Annotated in this window: 18 protein-coding genes and 1 pseudogene; 13 read left to right on the plus strand and 6 right to left on the minus strand. The window is 60.7% G+C overall.

Features of this window, described 5'->3' with window-relative positions:
* The first annotated feature begins 212 nt into the window (after positions 1-212).
* The 7 genes from glyA to fdhA all read left to right on the plus strand — a co-directional run bounded on the left by glyA (position 213) and on the right by fdhA (position 9193).
* Positions 213-1466, plus strand: coding sequence for a serine hydroxymethyltransferase (gene glyA / locus ACTD9P_RS25710; RefSeq protein WP_438869893.1), 1254 nt, complete (start codon positions 213-215; stop codon positions 1464-1466).
* Between the two features lie 22 nt (positions 1467-1488).
* A complete protein-coding gene (locus ACTD9P_RS25715; protein WP_010207084.1) occupies positions 1489-2739 on the plus strand; it encodes a sarcosine oxidase subunit beta in 1251 nt (416 codons plus the stop codon).
* A gap of 15 nt (positions 2740-2754) precedes the next feature.
* Entirely contained in the window at positions 2755-3057 is a 303-nt protein-coding gene (locus ACTD9P_RS25720) for a sarcosine oxidase subunit delta (RefSeq protein WP_071484907.1), read from the plus strand.
* Entirely contained in the window at positions 3054-6071 is a 3018-nt protein-coding gene (locus ACTD9P_RS25725) for a sarcosine oxidase subunit alpha (protein ID WP_438869894.1), read from the plus strand. Before ACTD9P_RS25720 ends, ACTD9P_RS25725 begins: the two co-directional genes overlap by 4 nt.
* Before the next feature lie 133 nt (positions 6072-6204).
* On the plus strand, positions 6205-6837 hold the full coding sequence (locus ACTD9P_RS25730) for a sarcosine oxidase subunit gamma (RefSeq protein ID WP_099550387.1): 633 nt from the start codon (positions 6205-6207) through the stop codon (positions 6835-6837).
* Positions 6838-6957: 120 nt separating this feature from the next.
* Positions 6958-7815, plus strand: a complete 858-nt coding sequence (gene purU, locus ACTD9P_RS25735; RefSeq protein ID WP_438869895.1) for a formyltetrahydrofolate deformylase — start codon at positions 6958-6960, stop codon at positions 7813-7815.
* 178 nt (positions 7816-7993) lie between these two features.
* The gene (gene fdhA / locus ACTD9P_RS25740; RefSeq protein WP_307417204.1) at positions 7994-9193 is read left to right on the plus strand and encodes a formaldehyde dehydrogenase, glutathione-independent; all 1200 of its coding nucleotides are present in this window, start codon (positions 7994-7996) and stop codon (positions 9191-9193) included.
* 54 nt (positions 9194-9247) lie between these two features.
* Here the strand turns inward: fdhA and ACTD9P_RS25745 are convergent, their stop codons facing one another.
* From ACTD9P_RS25745 to ACTD9P_RS25760, 4 genes are all read right to left on the minus strand, one after another.
* Complete coding sequence (locus tag ACTD9P_RS25745; protein ID WP_017137997.1) at positions 9248-9508, minus strand: hypothetical protein; 261 nt, start codon at positions 9506-9508, stop codon at positions 9248-9250.
* Between the two features lie 306 nt (positions 9509-9814).
* Entirely contained in the window at positions 9815-10216 is a 402-nt protein-coding gene (locus ACTD9P_RS25750) for a DUF3757 domain-containing protein (protein ID WP_200430359.1), read from the minus strand.
* Positions 10217-10449: 233 nt separating this feature from the next.
* Positions 10450-11127, minus strand: coding sequence for an anti-sigma factor (locus ACTD9P_RS25755; protein ID WP_438869896.1), 678 nt, complete (start codon positions 11125-11127; stop codon positions 10450-10452).
* Entirely contained in the window at positions 11124-11750 is a 627-nt protein-coding gene (locus ACTD9P_RS25760; RefSeq protein ID WP_438869897.1) for a sigma-70 family RNA polymerase sigma factor, read from the minus strand. Before ACTD9P_RS25760 ends, ACTD9P_RS25755 begins: the two co-directional genes overlap by 4 nt.
* Positions 11751-11901: 151 nt before the next feature.
* Between ACTD9P_RS25760 and ACTD9P_RS25765 the strand changes: the two genes are divergently transcribed.
* Positions 11902-12474: a DUF2780 domain-containing protein gene (locus tag ACTD9P_RS25765; RefSeq protein ID WP_017138000.1), complete on the plus strand. Its 573-nt coding sequence runs from the start codon at positions 11902-11904 to the stop codon at positions 12472-12474.
* Between the two features lie 41 nt (positions 12475-12515).
* Here ACTD9P_RS25765 and ACTD9P_RS25770 read toward each other — a convergent pair whose 3' ends face one another.
* Positions 12516-13004 carry a hypothetical protein gene (locus ACTD9P_RS25770; RefSeq protein WP_438869898.1) on the minus strand — a complete coding sequence of 163 codons (489 nt, stop codon included), beginning with the start codon at positions 13002-13004 and terminating at the stop codon, positions 12516-12518.
* Positions 13005-13578: 574 nt separating this feature from the next.
* Here ACTD9P_RS25770 and ACTD9P_RS25775 point away from each other — a divergent pair.
* Positions 13579-13743 (plus strand): annotated as a pseudogene (locus ACTD9P_RS25775) (DUF2780 domain-containing protein); the annotation flags it as partial.
* Between the two features lie 502 nt (positions 13744-14245).
* Here ACTD9P_RS25775 and yihG read toward each other — a convergent pair.
* The gene (gene yihG / locus ACTD9P_RS25780; RefSeq protein WP_438869899.1) at positions 14246-15124 is read right to left on the minus strand and encodes a 1-acylglycerol-3-phosphate O-acyltransferase, YihG family; all 879 of its coding nucleotides are present in this window, start codon (positions 15122-15124) and stop codon (positions 14246-14248) included.
* Positions 15125-15320: 196 nt separating this feature from the next.
* Here yihG and rloA2 point away from each other — a divergent pair, with 196 nt between their 5' ends.
* The 4 genes from rloA2 to creD are packed head-to-tail and all read left to right on the plus strand — an operon-like array spanning position 15321 to position 19341.
* Entirely contained in the window at positions 15321-15821 is a 501-nt protein-coding gene (gene rloA2, locus ACTD9P_RS25785; RefSeq protein ID WP_438869900.1) for a retropepsin-like aspartic peptidase RloA2, read from the plus strand.
* A gap of 8 nt (positions 15822-15829) precedes the next feature.
* Positions 15830-16498, plus strand: coding sequence for a two-component system response regulator CreB (creB, locus tag ACTD9P_RS25790; protein ID WP_438869901.1), 669 nt, complete (start codon positions 15830-15832; stop codon positions 16496-16498).
* Entirely contained in the window at positions 16498-17937 is a 1440-nt protein-coding gene (creC, locus tag ACTD9P_RS25795; RefSeq protein WP_438869902.1) for a two-component system sensor histidine kinase CreC, read from the plus strand. The genes creB and creC overlap by 1 nt, the downstream gene beginning before the upstream one ends.
* A 51-nt stretch (positions 17938-17988) precedes the next feature.
* Complete coding sequence (creD, locus tag ACTD9P_RS25800; protein WP_438869903.1) at positions 17989-19341, plus strand: cell envelope integrity protein CreD; 1353 nt, start codon at positions 17989-17991, stop codon at positions 19339-19341.
* The last annotated feature ends 136 nt before the right edge of the window (positions 19342-19477 follow it).

Consider the following 19477-nt stretch of genomic DNA (forward strand, 5'->3'; position numbering starts at 1 on the left):
CGAAGGCGGTGGGTCAGCCAATACATGTGCAAGCTGACTCACCGCCTTCGCGAGCAAGCCCGCTCCCACATTTGTTCTGCGTTGTTCGTGTCATGTCGTAAACGCACCTTTGCGTGGCGTGCGTAGGCATTTGACCTCTCTGCGCCAGCCCTACCATCGCATCAAAGGGCCCTGCATGGGCCTTAACAATACGAAAGGCTGGGAGAGACGCGATGTTCAGCAAACAAGACCAGATCCAGGGATATGACGACGCACTGCTGGCGGCGATGAATGCCGAGGAGCAGCGTCAGGAAGATCATATCGAGCTGATCGCGTCAGAGAACTACACCAGCAAACGCGTAATGGAAGCCCAAGGCAGTGGCCTGACCAACAAATACGCTGAAGGCTACCCAGGCAAGCGCTACTACGGTGGCTGCGAGCATGTGGACAAGGTTGAAGCCCTGGCCATCGAGCGCGCCAAGCAACTGTTCGGCGCTGATTACGCCAACGTGCAGCCGCACTCCGGTTCGTCCGCCAACAGCGCGGTGTACCTGGCGCTGATCAATGCCGGCGACACCATCCTGGGCATGAGCCTGGCCCACGGCGGCCACTTGACCCACGGCGCCAAAGTGTCGTCCTCGGGCAAGCTGTACAACGCCGTGCAGTACGGCATCAACACCGACACCGGCCTGATCGACTACGACGAAGTCGAGCGCCTGGCCGTCGAGTGCCAGCCGAAAATGATCGTGGCGGGTTTCTCTGCCTACTCCAAGACCCTGGATTTCCCACGCTTTCGCCAGATCGCCGACAAGGTTGGCGCACTGCTGTTCGTCGACATGGCCCACGTCGCCGGCCTGGTTGCCGCTGGCCTGTACCCGAACCCGTTGCCTTACGCGGATGTGGTCACCACCACCACCCACAAGACCCTGCGCGGTCCACGTGGCGGTTTGATCCTGGCCAAGGCCAACGAAGCGATTGAAAAGAAACTCAACGCTGCCGTGTTCCCCGGCGCCCAGGGCGGCCCGCTGATGCACATCATCGCCGGCAAGGCCGTGTGCTTCAAGGAAGCGCTGGAGCCCGGCTTCAAGGCGTACCAGCAGCAAGTGATCGATAACGCCCAGGCCATGGCCGAAGTGTTCATCAAGCGTGGCTATGATGTGGTCTCCGGCGGCACCGACAACCACCTGTTCCTGGTCAGCCTGATTCGCCAGGGCCTCACCGGCAAAGAGGCGGATGCCGCCCTCGGTCGCGCCCATATCACCGTCAACAAGAACGCCGTGCCGAATGACCCGCAGTCGCCGTTCGTGACCTCGGGCCTGCGTATCGGCACCCCGGCGGTGACCACGCGGGGTTTCAAGGTGCCGCAATGCATCGAACTGGCCGGCTGGATCTGCGACATCCTCGACAACCTCGGCGACGCCGATGTCGAGGCCAACGTGGCCAAGCACGTGTCTGCCCTGTGCGCTGATTTCCCGGTTTATCGCTGAGCGCGGTTTTGGAGTAATGACTATGCAACGCTACTCAGGCTTCGGCCTCTTCAAGCACTCCCTCAGCCATCACGAAAACTGGCAGAAGATGTGGCGCACGCCCACACCGAAAAAGGTCTACGACGTGGTTATCGTCGGCGGCGGCGGGCATGGTCTGGCGACGGCTTACTATCTGGCCAAAGAGCACGGCATCACCAACGTGGCCGTGGTCGAAAAAGGCTGGCTGGGCGGCGGTAACACCGCGCGCAACACCACCATCGTGCGCTCCAACTACTTGTGGGATGAGTCGGCGCACCTGTACGAACACGCGATGAAACTGTGGGAAGGCTTGTCCCAGGACCTGAACTACAACGTGATGTTCTCCCAGCGTGGCGTCTACAACCTGTGCCACACCCTGCAAGACATCCGTGACTCCGAACGCCGTGTGAGCGCCAACCGCCTTAACGGTGTGGACGGCGAGCTGCTCAACGCCAAACAAGTGGCCGACGAGATTCCGTACCTCGACTGCTCAAAAAACACCCGCTACCCGGTACTCGGCGCCACTGTGCAACGGCGCGGCGGCGTGGCCCGTCACGATGCCGTGGCCTGGGGCTTCGCGCGTGCGGCTGACGCACTCGGCGTGGACCTGATCCAGCAGACCGAAGTGATCGGCTTTCGCAAGGAAAACGGCGTGTGCATCGGCGTCGAAACCAACAAGGGCTTTATCGGCGCCAAGCGCGTTGGTGTAGTCACTGCCGGTAACTCAGGGCATATGGCCTCGCTGGCAGGCTTCCGCCTGCCAATCGAATCCCACCCGCTGCAAGCGCTGGTGTCCGAGCCGATCAAGCCGATTATCGACAGCGTGATCATGTCCAACGCCGTGCACGGTTACATCAGCCAGTCCGACAAGGGCGACCTGGTGATCGGCGCCGGTATCGACGGCTACAACGGCTACGGCCAGCGCGGCTCGTACCCGGTGATCGAACACACTATCCAGGCCATCGTCGAAATGTTCCCGGTGCTGTCGCGGGTGCGCATGAACCGCCAATGGGGCGGCATCGTCGACACCACGCCGGACGCCTGCCCGATCATCTCCAAGACGCCGGTGCCGAACATGTTCTTCAACTGCGGTTGGGGCACCGGTGGCTTCAAGGCCACACCGGGCTCAGGCAACGTGTTTGCCGCGAGCCTGGCCAAGGGTGAAATGCACCCATTGGCAGCGCCTTTTTCCATCGACCGTTTCCACAACGGTGCGTTGATCGACGAACACGGCGCCGCGGCCGTCGCCCACTAACAGGAGAAATTCCCTATGTTGCATATCTTCTGTCCTCACTGTGGCGAACTGCGCTCCGAAGAGGAATTCCACGCGTCCGGCCAAGCGCACATCCCGCGCCCGCTGGACCCGAACGCCTGCACCGATGAAGAGTGGGGCGACTACATGTTCTTCCGTGACAACCCACGCGGGCTGCACCACGAACTGTGGATCCATGCCGCCGGTTGCCGTCAGTACTTCAACGCCACCCGCGACACCCTGACCTACGAAATTCTTGAAACCTACAAGATTGGCACCAAGCCGCAATTCACCGCCAAGGCTTCTGGAGAGAAGGTATGAGCCAGATCAATCGCCTGTCCAACGGTGGTCGCATCGACCGCAACAAAGCCCTGACGTTTACCTTCAACGGCCAGAGCTACAAAGGCTTTGAGGGCGACACCCTGGCCGCAGCATTGCTGGCCAATGGCGTCGACATCATCGGCCGCAGCTTCAAGTATTCGCGCCCACGCGGCATCTTTGCAGCGGGCGCCGAAGAGCCCAACGCAGTGCTGCAGATCGGCGCCACCGAAGCCACCCAGATTCCCAACGTGCGCGCCACGCAACAGGCGCTGTACCAAGGGTTGGTCGCCACCAGCACCAACGGCTGGCCGAACGTCAACAATGACGTGATGGGCATTCTCGGCAAGGTTGGCGGCAAGCTGATGCCACCGGGTTTCTACTACAAAACCTTCATGTACCCGCAATCGTTCTGGATGACGTACGAGAAGTACATTCGTAAGGCTGCGGGCCTTGGCCGCTCGCCGACCGAGAACGACCCGGACACCTACGACAACTTCAACCGTCACTGCGACGTGCTGATTGTCGGCGCCGGCCCTGCCGGCCTCGCCGCGGCACTGGCGGCTGCGCGCAGCGGTGCTCGGGTGATCATCGCTGACGAACAGGAAGAATTCGGCGGCTCCTTGCTGGACTCGCGTGAAAGCCTCGACGGCAAGCCGGCGGCCGAATGGGTTGCCAGCGTGATCGCGGAACTCAAAGCCCTGCCGGACGTGGTGCTGCTGCCGCGTGCCACCGTCAACGGTTACCACGACCACAACTTCCTGACCATTCATGAACGCCTCACCGACCACCTCGGTGACCGTGCGCCGATTGGTGTGGTGCGCCAGCGCATCCACCGTGTGCGTGCCAAACGTGTGGTGCTGGCGACCGGTGCGTGCGAGCGCCCATTGGTATACGGCAACAACGACGTGCCGGGCAACATGCTCGCCGGTGCGGTCTCCACCTACGTGCGCCGCTACGGCGTGGCACCGGGCAAAAAACTGGTGCTGTCGACCAACAACGACCACGCTTACCGTGTCGCGCTGGACTGGCTCGATGCGGGCCTTACCGTGGTGGCTGTCGCCGATGTGCGCCACAACCCACGCGGCGCTCTGGTGGAAGAAGCCCGCGCCAAAGGCATTCGCATCCTCACCGGCAGCGCCGTGATCGAAGCCCGTGGCAGCAAACACGTGACCGCTGCCCGTGTAGCGGCGATTGACGTCAAAGCGCATAAAGTCACCAGCCCCGGCGAGTGGCTGGACTGCGACCTGGTGGCCAGCTCCGGCGGCTACAGCCCGGTTGTTCACTTGGCTTCGCACTTGGGCGGCAAGCCGACCTGGCGTGAAGACATCCTCGGTTTTGTACCGGGCGAAGCCCCGCAAAAACGCGTGTGTGTCGGTGGCATCAATGGCGTCTACGGCCTCGGCGATTCCCTGGCCGATGGTTTTGAAGGCGGCGTGCGCGCGGCCAGCGAAGCCGGTTTTGCGCCGGTGGAAGGCACGCTGCCAAAAGCCTTGAGCCGTCTGGAAGAGCCGACCCTGGGCATTTACCAAGTGCCCCATGACAAGCCGACCGCACGCGCGCCTAAGCAATTTGTCGACCTGCAAAACGACGTCACCGCTGCCGCCATTGAGCTGGCGACCCGCGAAGGGTTCGAGTCGGTCGAGCACGTCAAACGCTACACCGCGCTGGGCTTCGGCACCGACCAAGGCAAGCTCGGCAACGTCAACGGTCTGGCCATCGCAGCCCGCTCGCTGAACGTGACCATCCCGCAGATGGGCACCACCATGTTCCGTCCCAACTACACGCCGGTGACCTTCGGCGCCGTCGCGGGCCGTCACTGTGGGCACATTTTCGAGCCGGTGCGCTACACCGCGCTGCAAGCCTGGCACGTCAAAAACGGCGCCGAGTTTGAAGACGTCGGCCAGTGGAAACGCCCGTGGTACTTCCCGCGCAACGGTGAAGACCTGCATGCCGCCGTGAAGCGCGAATGCCTGGCCGTGCGCGACAGCGTCGGCCTGCTCGATGCGTCCACCCTCGGCAAAATCGACATTCAGGGCCCGGATGCCCGCGAGTTTCTCAACCGCATCTACAGCAACGCCTGGACCAGGCTCGACGTGGGCAAGGCCCGCTACGGCCTGATGTGCAAGGAAGATGGCATGGTCTTCGACGACGGCGTGACGGCCTGTCTGGCCGACAACCACTTCCTGATGACCACCACCACCGGCGGCGCCGCCCGCGTGCTGCAGTGGCTGGAAATCTACCAGCAGACCGAATGGCCGGACCTCAAGGTGTACTTCACCTCGGTCACCGACCATTGGGCAACCATGACCCTGTCGGGCCCCAACAGCCGCAAGCTGCTCAGTGAAGTCACCGACATCGACCTGGACAAGGACGGCTTCCCGTTCATGACCTGGAAGGAAGGCCTTGTGGGCGGCGTGCCGGCGCGGGTGTTCCGTATCTCGTTTACCGGTGAGCTGTCGTACGAAGTCAACGTGCAGGCCGACTACGCCATGGGCGTACTCGAACAGATCGTTGCGGCGGGCAAGAAGTACAACCTGACGCCGTACGGCACCGAAACCATGCACGTACTGCGGGCCGAGAAGGGCTTCATCATCGTCGGGCAAGACACCGACGGCTCGATGACCCCGGACGACCTGAACATGGGCTGGTGCGTTGGCCGTACCAAGCCGTTCTCGTGGATCGGCTGGCGCGGGATGAATCGCGAAGACTGCGTGCGTGAAGAGCGCAAGCAGTTGGTGGGCTTGAAGCCGGTTGACCCGAATGTATGGCTGCCGGAAGGCGCGCAGTTGGTGTTCGACCCTAAACAGTCGATCCCGATGAAGATGGTCGGCCACGTGACCTCAAGCTATGCGCATAACTCGCTGGGTTATTCGTTTGCGATGGCGGTGGTCAAGGGTGGCTTGAAGCGTATGGGTGAGCGGGTGTTCTCACCGCAGGCGGATGGCAGCGTGATCGAGGCAGAGATTGTGTCCTCGGTGTTCTTCGACCCGAAAGGCGAGCGGCAGAACATCTGACACTGATCGTTCCCACGCTCCGCGTGGGAATGCATCCCGGGACGCTCCGCGTCCCAAGAGCGGACGCAGAGCGTCCATGGCGGCATTCCCACGCAGAGCGTGGGAACGATCAACTTAAGAGACAAGGTGCTTTATGACAGCAGCCAATGTTTACCAACAACGCCCCACCACCGGCGCCAAGGCCGAGTCGTCGCTGCACCATGCCGACCTCGCCAGCCTGGTCGGCAAGGGCCGCAAGAACGCCGGCGTGACCGTGCGGGAAAAGAAACTCCTCGGCCACCTGACGATTCGTGGCGATGGCCATGACGCCGCGTTCGCCGCCGGTGTGCACAAAGCCCTGGGCATCGAACTGCCTGGCGCCTTGCAAGTGATCGTCAAAGGCGAAACCAGCCTGCAATGGCTCGGCCCGGACGAGTGGCTGTTGATCGTGCCAAGCGGTGAAGAATTCGCCGCCGAACAAAACCTGCGCGCTGCCCTGGGCGAACTGCATATCCAGATCGTCAACGTCAGTGGCGGCCAGCAGATCCTCGAACTCAGCGGGCCGAATGTGCGCGACGTGCTGATGAAGTCCACCAGCTACGACGTGCACCCCAACAACTTCCCGGTGGGCAAGGCGGTGGGCACGGTGTTCGCCAAGTCGCAACTGGTGATCCGCCACACGGCTGAAGACACCTGGGAACTGCTGATCCGTCGTAGCTTTTCGGATTACTGGTGGTTGTGGTTGCAGGATGCCTCGGCTGAATTCGGCCTGAATGTCGTTGCATGATCATTCCCACGCTCTGCGTGGGAATGCATCCCGGGACGCTCCGCGTCCCAAGAGCGGACGCAGAGCGTCCATGGCGGCATTCCCACGCAGAGCGAGGGAACGATCAAGGAGTCACGCACAATGAGCCGCGCACCCGATACATGGATTTTGACCGCCGACTGCCCCAGCGTGCTCGGCACGGTGGACGCGGTCACCCGCTACCTGTTCGAGCAGGGCTGCTACGTCACCGAGCACCATTCGTTCGATGACCGCCTCTCGGGCCGGTTTTTTATTCGCGTGGAATTCCGGCAGCCCGAGGGTTTTGACGAGCAGGCGTTCCGTGCTGGCCTGGCCACGCGCGGTGAAGCCTTTGGCATGATCTTCGAGCTGACGGCGCCGAACTATCGGCCAAAAGTGGTGATCATGGTTTCCAAGGCCGACCACTGCCTGAATGATTTGCTCTACCGCCAGCGCATCGGCCAACTGTCGATGGACGTGGTGGCGGTGGTGTCCAACCACCCTGATTTGAAACCTTTGGCCGACTGGCACCAGATTCCCTACTACCATTTCCCCCTCGACCCCAACGACAAACCGTCCCAGGAGCGTCAGGTGTGGCAAGTGATTGAGGAGACCGGCGCCGAATTGGTGATTCTTGCGCGCTATATGCAAGTGCTGTCGCCGGAGCTGTGCCGCAAGCTCGATGGTAAAGCTATCAATATTCACCACTCGTTGCTGCCCGGTTTTAAAGGCGCCAAGCCTTATCACCAGGCGTACAACAAGGGCGTGAAACTGGTGGGCGCCACGGCGCATTACATCAACAACGACCTGGATGAAGGCCCGATCATCGCCCAGGGCGTGGAGGTGGTGGACCACAGCCACTATCCCGAGGACTTGATTGCCAAGGGGCGTGATATTGAAGGGCTGACGTTGGCGCGGGCGGTTGGGTATCACATTGAGCGGCGGGTTTTTCTCAATGCCAATAGGACTGTGGTGCTTTGACTGACGCCTTCGCGAGCAAGCCCGCTCCCACATTTGAAATGCTGTCGAATGTGGGAGCGGGCTTGCTCGCGAAGGGGCCATCAGCAACAACGCAAAAACAGCATCTGTAACCCGAGCACTTAAACGCGCCGCCTGCCTGGGCGACGCGGTTCCATAAAAACAACAGCGAGGTGAAAGCATGTCTGGTAATCGTGGTGTCGTGTATCTCGGCAACGGCAAGGTCGAAGTACAGAAAATCGACTATCCCAAAATGCAGGACCCCCGTGGCAGGAAGATTGAGCACGGCGTCATCCTGCGCGTGGTCTCCACCAACATCTGCGGCTCCGACCAACACATGGTGCGCGGCCGCACCACTGCCCAGACCGGCCTGGTACTGGGGCATGAAATCACCGGCGAAGTGATCGAGAAGGGCAGCGACGTCGAGAACCTGAAGATCGGTGACCTGGTGTCGGTGCCATTCAACGTGGCGTGCGGCCGTTGCCGCTCGTGCAAAGAACAACACACCGGCGTGTGCCTCACCGTCAACCCGGCCCGTGCCGGTGGCGCTTACGGCTACGTCGACATGGGCGACTGGACCGGCGGCCAGGCCGAATACGTGCTGGTGCCTTACGCCGATTTCAACCTGCTCAAACTGCCGGACCGTGACAAGGCCATGGAGAAAATCCGTGACCTGACCTGCCTCTCCGACATCCTGCCGACCGGCTACCACGGCGCCGTGACTGCGGGCGTTGGCCCAGGCAGCACCGTCTACATCGCAGGCGCCGGCCCTGTTGGCCTGGCCGCTGCCGCCTCCGCCCGCCTGCTCGGCGCAGCGGTAGTGATCATCGGCGACGTCAACCCGATCCGCCTGGCGCACGCCAAGGCCCAGGGTTTTGAAATTGCCGACCTGTCCAAAGACACCCCACTGCACGAACAAATCGCCGCCTTGCTGGGCGAGCCGGAAGTGGACTGCGCGGTAGACGCCGTAGGCTTCGAAGCCCGTGGCCACGGCCATGAAGGCGCCAAGGCCGAAGCGCCGGCCACCGTACTCAACTCGCTGATGGGCGTGGTGCGCGTGGCGGGCAAAATCGGTATCCCGGGCCTCTATGTCACTGAAGACCCAGGTGCTGTGGATGCCGCCGCAAAAATGGGCAGCCTGAGCATTCGCTTTGGCCTGGGCTGGGCCAAATCCCACAGCTTCCACACCGGGCAAACGCCGGTGATGAAGTACAACCGCGCACTGATGCAGGCGATCATGTGGGACCGTATCAACATTGCGGAAATTGTCGGCGTACAGGTGATCAGCCTGGATGATGCGCCGCGTGGGTATGGCGAGTTTGATGCGGGTGTGCCGAAGAAGTTTGTGATTGATCCGCACAAGCTGTTCAGTGCGGCGTAAGGCTTAGGGCAAATAAAAGGGCGACCTGTGGGTCGCCCTTTTTGCCTCTGGTGTTTAGGCCTGTAGGCGTCGGCTGATCACATCCAGCAAATCACAGCCATCACGCAACGGAATGGCGCAGAGCAGGGCGAAGTCCTGGAGGACGAGGTTGTCGGTGTTCAGGCCTTCGCGAAACGCCAGGTTTTCCATGACTTGGGTGACGGCGCGGATGCGGTAGACGGCGGCGTCGTGGAGCACGTCGAGCGGGACTTGGGTGTCGATAAGCAGGGAGGGAGTGGTGGCATCGTGGCCGGTGAGCGGCATGTATCGGTTCATGTTTTAACCTTTATTTCAGAGAGTGAGGCTACCACTCACACGTCGCCAAACGAATGGGTGGCAGCTGTACGCAGGTTGGCGAACCGGTGAAATAAAGCAAAGGCCGGCAGACCCGAAGGTCTCCCGCGCACAGCCGCCATAAGGCAGCCTTACGCGTGCAAAAAAACCTGCAAAGGAGCAGGTGCTTTTGCATGCATTATTTCAATCGAGTCGCCAAACCCGTGTCGCCATATGGGCGACCGCCGAACTATAAGCGCCATCCTCCGCCGGGAGCAAGTCGTGCGGCCACTGAAGCTCAAATGTGGGTCACAGATGGGTGAATGAACACTTGAGGGTGTCCAGGGCTTCGCAATAGGTGCCTCTCCAGTCACCGCTAGGGGTGAGATTCCATCCCGGCACGGGTTTGAGCGTGATCGAAAGGTTTGCGTCGTTACCCATTGGCCCTTTGTAGGTGCAGATGACGGCTGTGTTCTGTGCATCGTATCGGGCATCGTGAAACGTCGAGTCAGCCAGATAGGAGGCGGGCGCCAATGGGTTTTGACCTTTCCAAGTGCGCCCGTCAGCCTGCGATGTTTCATAGCTGAAACCGCCACCGGCCAGGGCGGTTTGATTGATGCTCTGGATCGACGGGCAGGTTGACGTCGCCGCGATGGCATTCGCTACCAGCCCTGTCATTGCAGACAAACCCGCAAGCATTGCACGCTTCACGTTTGTCTTCCTGTGGAGTGAAGGACAGACATGCTGCGGCTGATACACGGGGGTTGGCTACTGTTATAAATAACAGTTCTTTAGCGTATTTTCTTAGGGTCCCGGCGTTGGTTATTTCAAAGTCGCCCAATCGACGAAAAGCAAATGTGGGAGCTGGCTTGCCTGCGATGCAGGCACCGCGGTACATCAGGCACACCGAGTTGATGCCATCGCAGGCAAGCCAGCCCCCACAGTCAGCGAGACGCCAGGGCGCCTTGGTACAGCACGGGGCCGGTGGGTTGTCCGGTGGGTGAGCCGCCTTGTGGCTCCAGGCTGACGGCCAGGGTCGCGGGTGCAGCCAGCAGCGCTTGCTGTTCCTGGCTCAGCTGGATTCGGCCTTTACCCGAGGTCGGCACCAGCCCCAGAGAGACGGGTTTGCCACCGGGTGCGATGACCCACAATTCCAAGGCACGTGTCGGCTCTACAGCCGCCAACGTCAGCGGCTCCACTTGCAGGTGATCGCCAAACGCCTGCACCTGCAACGCCGGTTGCTGGTTAGCGGCCACCAATGTGGCGTTGTATTCGGCGCCGATATCACGCTGATACAGCACGCCCACCAGCACTGCGACAACTACCGCGCAGGCAGCGGCCAGCAGCCGGACATTCAGCCAGAATGGTTTCTTCGCCGGCACGTGCAGCACTTGCGGCTCAATGCGTGCCTTGATGCCTGCCCACACATGCTCCGGCACTGGTCGCTCGGGCACGGTGCCGGTCAGGCTGGCGAGGGCATCCTGCCAATGGCTGAGTTCGACGCGCAGCGCGGCATCGTCCAGCAGCAGGTTTTCAAAGCGCCGACGGGCAGTGGCGGGCATCAGCCCGATGGCGTAATCGGCAGCGAGGGCGCGGCGCAGGGTGGTGGTTTGGTAGTTCATGATTCAAGGCACCTGCGCAGGCGCTCCATGCCGCGACGAATCCAGGATTTGACCGAGCCCAAAGGCGCCGCCAAGTGTTCGGCCAGTTCCGAGGCCGACAGGCCTTGAAAGTAAGCCACGGTAATCGATTGGCGTTGCATGCCGTCGAGGGTGTCGAGGCAGCGGTTGAGGGCGCGGGCTTCGCGCTCGCTGTCGAGCTGTTCATGGGCGCTGGGGCTGTCGTCGAGCAGGGCGTCCTGCTGGCCGTCGGCTAAGGGTTGTTCGCGGTGTTTGCGCAATTGGTCGATGGCCAGGTTGCGGGTGATGTTGACCATCCACGTCATCGGCGACGCCAAGTGAGCCTGGTAGCGCGAAGCGTTGTACCAGATGCGCACAAAGGCCTCCTGCAACACTTCTTCGGCCAGGTCTGCGCGCCCCATGAAACGCAAGGCAACACCGTGCAGCCGTGGCGAAACACTGCGGTAAAGGGTTTCGAACGCCTGGCGGTTGCCCAGGGCGCATTGGGCCAGCAAGGGCCGCAACGGGTCAGCATCGTGGACGGAAATAGGGCTTCTCCAGGCTCTCGTTCGAGGGCGACGGGACTGCGCACGGTAGGCAGAGGGTAGTCCAGCTTGAGCATTCATTCCATCCGACTCCGAGCGGTGCATGCTGGATATACGCAGGGACGTGACATTTGGATGCAGATTTTTCTGAACTAATCTGTAGGTGGGAACATTCCTTCGGGACTGTCAGTCAAACGCCTGCTTTTAGCTCCTACATTCAGAGGTTGTCTTGATGAAGATTTCACGCGGTTTTGCCCTGTCCTGCTTGTTGACCGTGGCCGCCAGCCCGGTGTTTGCCGCAGGTTTCAGCCTCGGTGACGTGGCCAATGCCGTCTCCGGTGCCCAGGGCAGCAACAACAAGGCGGCGGCTGCAGCGCCGAGCTCTGAGACCGCCGGCCTGCTGAGCGCCCTGACCTCGCAATTGAACATCACCCCCGAACAAGCCGTGGGCGGTACCGGCGCGATGCTGGGCCTGGCCAAGAACAAACTGAGCGGCACCGACTACTCGCAACTGGGCAAGAGTGTGCCGGGCCTGGATCAACTCTCGGGCAGCAACTCCCTGGGCAGCCTCGGCGCGTTGAGCGGGATGCTCGGCCAGAGCGGCGGCAGCAAGACCAGCGGCCTGGACGGGTTGTTGGGTAACGTGAAGAGCACCAACGACCTGAACACCGCCTTCAGCGCGTTGGGCATGGACAGCGGCATGGTCAGCCAATTTGCCCCGGTGATCCTCAAGTACCTGGGCGGCCAGGGCGCCAGCGAATCGGTGCTGGGCAAGCTGGCCTCGGCCTGGGGCACGGGTAGCTAAAGGCCCAGCGCGCCCAGTCTTCGGCGTTTGAGTGTCAGCGGCTAAGGGGTGTATTTAAAACTGCAGTCCGAGACACTCAGGCGCTTTGGGTTCTCCAAAGCGTCGGCACCTTCCTGTGCACCACATATACCGTTGTTCCACTGTGTACCCTCCGCTTTTTCCAGACCGCTCATACTCAGTTGAAGCTTAATGAAGGGGCGGGACACCTTGTCGGCCGGTTCGGCTTTTTCTTTTTCAGCGGTCCCGCCATACAGGCAGAACACTTTCCCGTTAGCTATTTTGGCACCGACCAGTCCCAACTGGTATTTAGGCTCCAGGTACGTATCGAGTGTGGCTGGAGATTGGCCCTCCCACGTCTGCCCAGCAGGGCCGGGAGCCTTATATTCGTACCCATCTGGGATCTGCGGGTTGGGATCGGTATAGGGGGTGGCTTTGATTGTGCTGACTGGCGGGCAGGTGGCAGTGTCCGCCTGCGCAATGCCGGCTAACGCCATTAAAGCCATGCCGGCGAGGGAGAGTTTGATGATCATGATCAGGTACTCGGCAATGAGGGAGCCTATAGCCTAATCAGCTGCCTGCAGCTGGCGTAACTGTGAAAGCTGACAGTTTTTTATGCCTTTTCGCAAGACGCTTTATAACGGTTTCGCCTGGCGATGCAGCTGTTCAATACCTCTACCTTCCTCGCTCCTGCGAACGCCCCTGCGAGATGCCGGACGCAAGAGGGTGACCCGCTCTTCACTAGGCAATACGGCAACGAGTCGAAATATCTCAATGTGGAACGGTGGCGGATGTTTCACCACATATGAAGTTCGTTGCTGGAAGGAAAGCCTGTTCGTAGCAGGCCGACGCGGTAGCCGAGCAGGACACCATGACCAAGGTGAAAGCATGGGGGCACTGGCCATCCAGCCACGCTACCGAGGTTGGGCCGTAAATGGTGAGTGTACCGTCAGACGCGCGCGGGTTGGCCTGACACCTCGCTGATGCGCTGATGCTTGGTTCACCCCGTTTGCGTGGGAATGCCTCCTGTGACGCTCTGCGTCACGACTTAAGAGCTGACGCGGAGCGTCCAGAGCTGCATTCCCACGCAGAGCGTGGTAACGATCGAACGTAAAGAACACCAGTGACCTGAACACCGCCTTCAGCGCGTTGGGCATGGATAACAGCATGGTCGGCAAAATTGCGCCGGTGATCCTGCAGTACCTGGGTGGCCAGGGCGCCAACCAGTCGGTGCTGGGCAAGCTGGCTTCCGCCTGGGGCACGGGGAGCTAATCACGTTTAATGTGTATTTCGTACGGGGTGTGTGACTCTATTGACTATAAAAACGGAAAGTGTCCCCGCAATTTAACGAATTGAATTGTAGGGAACTTCCGCAAGGGTGGCGCCACAGAGAATTACCTTCCAAGTAGTCGCCCTGACGAGCTTGGAAGGCTTCTTCTAGTGAAACTCATTGGTAATTCTATTATGAATTTGCGTTTTCCAATTAACACCTTTGCAATCCTTCCCCCCGCCCTCCAGCCGGCGCCAAAGCCGGAGCAGGAATAGTATTCGCGGTTAGATATCAGTTATAAGGAGCACCAGCAGCAGCGTGCCCATTCCGGCAATGGAGCGGCCAGTGACTTAACAGCAAAGGATGCGAAAACGCCCGACGATCAGCCACTTAACATTTGGGGAGAATGTGTCCCCCGTTAGTTTGCACGCACTTTGATTCAATAGGATGAATTGATCGCACGGCCCGGATTGAATGAAAAGGCCGTGGCAATGGCTGGCAGCTTTATTTGCGCAGCATTTCAATTCTCTTGTCCTTCTCCATCCAGAGCTGGTTCACCCAGTTCTGGACGGTCTGGCGAAACGCCGGGTCAGTCTCGTAATCCCCTTGCCACAACGCCGGGTCCAGCTCACGGGTGCGGATATCAATGATCACCTTCGGCACTGTGCCGCAGATCAAGTCCCAGAACCCCGGAATTTTTTGCTGCGGGTAGACGACGGTCACATCGAGGACCGCGTCGAGTTGCTCACCCATCGCAGCCAGCACAAACGCCACGCCGCCCGCCTTGGGCTTGAGTAACCGGGTAAAGGGCGATTCCTGCTGTGTGCGCTTGGCCTCGCTGAACCGCGTGCCCTCCAGGTAATTGACCACCGTCACCGGCTGGCGCTTGAACAGTTCGCAGGCCTCTTTGGTGATTTTCAAATCCTGGCCCGCCAGCTCCGGGTGCCTGGCCAGGAACGCCTTGGTGTAGCGCTTCATGAAGGGGTAATCCAGCGCCCACCAGGCCAGCCCCAGGAAAGGCACCCAGATCAGCTCTTTTTTCAGGAAGAATTTGAAGAACGGCGTGCGCCGGTTGAGCGCCTGGATCAGTGCGGGAATATCGACCCAGGATTGGTGATTGCTGATCACCAGGTAAGACGTATCGCCGCGCAGTTCGTCGCCGCCACGAATGTCCCATTGCGTGGGGATGCACAGCGCGAAAATCAGTTTGTCGATCTCGGCCCAGGTCTCGGCGATCCACATCACGGCCCAAGAGGCGTAGTCGCGAAAGCGGCCGGGCGCTACCAGCTTGAGCAGGGCAAACACCATCAACGGGCCGAACAGCACCAGGGTGTTGAGTAATAACAGCAGTGTGACAAAACAGCCGGTGAGCAGGCGGCGCATAAGTAACTCTTGGAATCGGGTGGGCGGGCCATGATAAGCAAGCTGAGTCTAGAGGCCAAATCGCAAATTGCTGCACGAATGTGAGCTGACGCGAAGCGCCCAGAGCTGCATTCCCACGCAGAGCGTGGGAACGATCTAACTAAACAACGCTTTTGCGGTCTAGAATCCGCCTACTTCTTTTCAAGGAAATCACTTCGTGAAACTGCTCCTTGCCTTGCTCGCCCTGGCTGCCGTGCCCGTCATGGCGGCCGAACCGACCCTCTACGGTCGCTACGAATACATCCAACTGCCGGAGATCGGCCAAACCTTCAAGGCCAAGATGGACACCGGCGCGCTGACGGCCTCACTGTCGGCCCGCAACATCGAAACCTTCCAGCGCGATGGCGACGACTGGGTGCGCTTCCGCCTCGGCGGCAAGGACGCCAGCGACAAGGTCTATGAGCACAAAGTCTCGCGCATCAGCAAAATCAAAAGCCGCGCCGACGAGGACGACGACAAGGACGAAGCCACTGTGGCCAAGCGCCCGGTCATCGACCTGGAAATGTGCCTGGGCAACGTCAAGCGTACCGTGGAGGTCAACCTCACCGACCGCAGCAGCTTCAACTACCCGTTGCTGATCGGCGCCAAGGCCCTGCGTGAGTTCGGCGCGGCGGTAAACCCGGCCCGTCGCTACACTGCCGACAAACCGAACTGCTGATTGAACCCATGCCGCACATCCTGATTGTCGAAGACGAAGCGGCGATAGCCGACACGCTGATCTTTGCCCTGCAAGGCGAGGGTTTTACCACCACTTGGCTGAGCCTTGGCCAGGAGGCGTTGGCCCATCAACGCCAGACGCCTGCCGACCTGATCATCCTCGACATCGGTTTGCCGGATATCAGCGGCTTTGAGACCTGCAAGCAACTGCGCCGCTTCAGCGAAGTGCCGGTGATGTTCCTCAGTGCGCGCGACGGCGAAATTGACCGCGTGGTCGGCCTGGAGATCGGCGCCGACGATTATGTGGTCAAGCCGTTCAGCCCACGGGAAGTGGCGGCGCGGGTTCGGGCGATTCTCAAACGCGTCGGTCCAGGCACCGCGCCTGCGGTGTTCCAGGTGGATCTGGAGCGTATGCAGATCAGTTTTCGCGGCCAGCCTTTGAGCCTCACGCGGCACGAGTTCCGCTTGCTGCAAAGCTTGCTGGAACAGCCCGAACGTGTGTTCAGCCGCGAGCAACTGCTCGACGCGGTGGGCGTGCCGGCCGATGCCGGCTACGAGCGCAATATCGATAGCCATATCAAAAGCCTGCGCAGCAAACTGCGGAGCATTGCGGCGGATGCCGAGCCGATCCAGACCCATCGCGGCCTCGGCTACAGCTACAGCCCGAGCCACAGCTGATGCGCCTGGGGCTGCGGATCTTCCTGGTGTATGCGCTGTTTATCGGCCTCACGGGTTACTTCGTGCTCAATACCGTGATGAAGGAAATCCGCCCCGGCGTGCGCCAATCCACCGAAGAAACCTTGGTGGACACGGCCAACCTGCTGGCTGAAATCCTGCGTCTTGACGTAAAAAATGGCACCCTCGGCCAAAGCCACTGGCCTGAGTTGCTCAAGGCCTACGGCAATCGCCAGCCCGGCGCGACCATTTGGGGCCTGCCGAAAAACCAGGTCAACCACCGCATCTACGTGACCGACGCCAACGGCATCGTATTGCTCGATTCCACCGGCGAAGCGGTGGGCCAGGACTATTCGCAGTGGAACGACGTGTACCTCACCTTGCGCGGTGAGTACGGCGCCCGTTCCACCCGCAGCGAGCTGGACGATCCCGCCTCGTCGGTGATGCACGTGGGCGCGCCGATCCGCGACAACGGCCAGATCATTGGCGTGGTCACGGTGGCCAAGCCCAACAGTTCGTTGCAGCCCTATGTGGATCGCACCGAGAACCGCTTGCTCTGGTACGGCGCCGGGTTGGTGGGGTTGGGCCTGCTGCTGGGCGCATTGCTGTCCTGGTGGCTGAGCGTGGCGCTGCATCGGCTCACGGCGTATGCGCAGGCGGTGAGCGAGGGGCGCCGGGCCGAGTTGCCGCATTACCGCGGCGGCGAACTCAAGCAGCTGTCTACCGCTGTGGAGCACATGCGCACGCAGCTGGAAGGCAAGGCCTACGTCGAACATTACGTGCACACCCTGACCCACGAATTGAAAAGCCCGTTGGCCGCCATTCGCGGTGCGGCGGAATTGTTGCAGGGCGATATGAGCCGCGAACAGCAGCAGCGTTTTATCGGCAATATCGACAGCGAAAGCGCGCGCTTGCAGCAGTTGATCGAGCGGTTGCTCAACCTTGCCCAGGTAGAGCAGCGCCAGGGTTTGGAAGAACAGACTCGCATGCCGTTGGCGGCCCTGGTCGATGAGGTACTCAAGGCGCAATGTGCGCGAATCGAAGGCGCTGACCTGCACGTTGAACAGACGATTGCAGCCGATGTGAAGGTCTTCGGTGAGCCTTTCCTGTTGCGCCAGGCGCTGGGCAACCTGCTCGATAACGCCTTGGACTTCACACCGCCCGGCGGCACGTTGCGATTCAGCGCACAGGCGCAGCATAACGACGTGCAGGTCAGCCTGTTCAATCAGGCTGCGCCGATTCCCGGCTACGCCTTGCCGCGCTTGAGCGAGCGCTTCTACTCGTTGCCGCGCCCGGTCAGTGGGCGCAAAAGCACCGGCCTGGGCCTCAATTTTGTCGAGGAAGTGATGAAGCTGCACGGCGGCGCGTTGCAGATCGGCAATGTGCAGGGCGGCGTGCAGGTGGTGCTGCATCTCCACACAGTCTCCACAGTGCCCACATAAATCTCCCACAGGCGCGGTTCACGCTCTGCCCATCAAAACAGGGAGAGCCCCATGAACCGAAGCCTGCTGTTCAAACTTGGCGCCATTGCGCTGCTGATCCTGCTGTTGCTGATTCCGCTGCTGATGATCAACGGCATCATCAGCGACCGCCAGCAACTGCGCGACGGCGTGCTGATGGACATCGCCCGCAGCTCCAGCTACAGCCAACGTATTACTGGGCCAGTGATGGTGGTGCCGTATCGCAAGACCGTGCGCGAATGGAAACTCAATGAAAAGCTCAATAAACGCTACGAGGAAACCCGTGAAGAGCGCGGTCGTCTGTATTTCCTGCCGGACCGCTTTGAGCTCGATGGCAAGGTGCAAACCGAACTGCGATCGCGTGGTATCTACCAGGCACGGCTGTTCCATGCCGACAATCGCGTCAGTGGGCGTTTTGAACTGCCTGCGCAGTTTGGCATTACGGAAAACTTTGCCGATTACCGTTTTGATCCGGCGTTTCTGGCGGTGGGTATCAGCGACATTCGCGGCATCGAAAACGCCCTGAAGCTGGAGCTGGGCAACCAACGCCTGGCGTTCTCGCCGGGCTCCCAAGTGGACTGGCTGAGCGAGGGCGTGCATGTGACGCTGCCCGAGCAGGACAGCAAAAAGCCGGGCGTGGTGGACTTCGCCTTTGACCTGCGCCTGCAAGGCACCGAGCAGTTGCAGGTGGTGCCGGTGGGCAAGACCAGCCAGGTGTCACTTGCCTCCAACTGGCCGCACCCAAGCTTTATCGGCAACTTCCTGCCGGCGCAGCGCGAGGTCACTGACAAGGGCTTCAGCGCCAATTGGCAGACTTCGTTTTTCTCCACCAACCTCGAGCAGGCCTTGCAAACCTGCCTGGACCGCCAGGGCTGTGAAGACTTCAGCAACCGCAGCTTCGGCGTGAACTTCATCGACCCGGTGGACCAGTACCTCAAGAGCGACCGCGCGATCAAATACGCGCTGCTGTTTATCGCCCTGACGTTTGCCGGTTTCTTCCTCTTCGAGGTACTGAAGAACCTCGCGGTACACCCGATCCAGTACGCATTGGTGGGCTTTGCCTTGGCGTTTTTCTACCTGCTGTTGTTGTCGTTGTCCGAACACCTGGGCTTTGCGTTGGCCTACCTGATCTCCGCCAGTGCCTGTGTGTTGTTGATTGGTTTTTATGTGTGCCATGTGCTGCGCAGTGTTGTGCATGGCCTGGGTTTTTCGGCGGGGTTGGCGGCGTTGTATGGCTTGTTGTACGGGCTGCTGAGCGCCGAGGATTACGCGTTGCTGATGGGCTCGCTGTTGCTGTTCGGGCTGCTGGGTACGGTGATGGTGCTGACGCGCAAACTGGATTGGTATGGCGTGGGCAAGCGCAAGGATCGGGAGGTGGTGCAATGATTGGGTTACGTGAAGATCAGCAGGTGCGGGCGCAATTGGTAGCAAGGATTGCCACCTTCCTCAGCAGCACCACTCTTCAATGTGGGAGCGGGCTTGCTCGCGAATGCGGTGGCTCAGAAACAGATGTGCTGAATGA

It is taken from the genome of Pseudomonas onubensis (assembly GCF_965653655.1).
Lineage (GTDB): Bacteria > Pseudomonadota > Gammaproteobacteria > Pseudomonadales > Pseudomonadaceae > Aquipseudomonas.

Coding starts and splice junctions, on each gene's coding strand:
- glyA (WP_438869893.1), top strand. CDS start 213: ATGTTCAGCAAACAAGACCAGATCCAGGGATATGACGACGCACTGCTG.
- ACTD9P_RS25715 (WP_010207084.1), top strand. CDS start 1,489: ATGCAACGCTACTCAGGCTTCGGCCTCTTCAAGCACTCCCTCAGCCAT.
- ACTD9P_RS25720 (WP_071484907.1), top strand. CDS start 2,755: ATGTTGCATATCTTCTGTCCTCACTGTGGCGAACTGCGCTCCGAAGAG.
- ACTD9P_RS25725 (WP_438869894.1), top strand. CDS start 3,054: ATGAGCCAGATCAATCGCCTGTCCAACGGTGGTCGCATCGACCGCAAC.
- ACTD9P_RS25730 (WP_099550387.1), top strand. CDS start 6,205: ATGACAGCAGCCAATGTTTACCAACAACGCCCCACCACCGGCGCCAAG.
- purU (WP_438869895.1), top strand. CDS start 6,958: ATGAGCCGCGCACCCGATACATGGATTTTGACCGCCGACTGCCCCAGC.
- fdhA (WP_307417204.1), top strand. CDS start 7,994: ATGTCTGGTAATCGTGGTGTCGTGTATCTCGGCAACGGCAAGGTCGAA.
- ACTD9P_RS25745 (WP_017137997.1), bottom strand. CDS start 9,508: ATGAACCGATACATGCCGCTCACCGGCCACGATGCCACCACTCCCTCC.
- ACTD9P_RS25755 (WP_438869896.1), bottom strand. CDS start 11,127: ATGAACTACCAAACCACCACCCTGCGCCGCGCCCTCGCTGCCGATTAC.
- ACTD9P_RS25760 (WP_438869897.1), bottom strand. CDS start 11,750: ATGAATGCTCAAGCTGGACTACCCTCTGCCTACCGTGCGCAGTCCCGT.
- ACTD9P_RS25765 (WP_017138000.1), top strand. CDS start 11,902: ATGAAGATTTCACGCGGTTTTGCCCTGTCCTGCTTGTTGACCGTGGCC.
- ACTD9P_RS25770 (WP_438869898.1), bottom strand. CDS start 13,004: ATGATCATCAAACTCTCCCTCGCCGGCATGGCTTTAATGGCGTTAGCC.
- yihG (WP_438869899.1), bottom strand. CDS start 15,124: ATGCGCCGCCTGCTCACCGGCTGTTTTGTCACACTGCTGTTATTACTC.
- creB (WP_438869901.1), top strand. CDS start 15,830: ATGCCGCACATCCTGATTGTCGAAGACGAAGCGGCGATAGCCGACACG.
- creC (WP_438869902.1), top strand. CDS start 16,498: ATGCGCCTGGGGCTGCGGATCTTCCTGGTGTATGCGCTGTTTATCGGC.
- creD (WP_438869903.1), top strand. CDS start 17,989: ATGAACCGAAGCCTGCTGTTCAAACTTGGCGCCATTGCGCTGCTGATC.